The organism is Vibrio sp. S12_S33, assembly GCF_963889785.1.
Lineage (GTDB): Bacteria > Pseudomonadota > Gammaproteobacteria > Enterobacterales > Vibrionaceae > Vibrio > Vibrio aestuarianus.
In genome coordinates this window covers 1-272 of record NZ_CAWPQZ010000344.1, presented here as the reverse complement: position 1 = coordinate 272, position 272 = coordinate 1, and the positions used below count along the sequence as shown (strand labels likewise).

Here is a 272-nt window from a genome sequence, read left to right as displayed (position 1 = left end):
GTTGGTGATGGTTAACGTCACCGTATCACCCACTTCCACACCCGTTGGAATACTTACCACAGTTTCAACGCCGTCACTGTTCTCTGCCACGCTCACGCTGCCGTCCGCGGCGTCCGCGATGGTAAGCATTGGCGCCGCAGTTGGTACGGTGGCGTCAAAATCAAACGTCACTGGCGCACTGTCACCACTGCTGTTGCCAGCGGCATCCGTAATGCTGCTGGTGATGCTGTAATTACCTTCCGCTGTCAAGCTTGGAATGGTGATGTCGGCGC

1 protein-coding gene is annotated in these 272 nt (G+C 56.6%); it reads right to left on the bottom strand.

Features of this window, described 5'->3' with window-relative positions; all coding sequences use genetic code 11:
• A partial coding sequence (locus AACW06_RS20400) for a hypothetical protein (RefSeq protein ID WP_202884134.1) occupies positions 1 to 272 on the bottom strand: 272 nt, incomplete at both ends.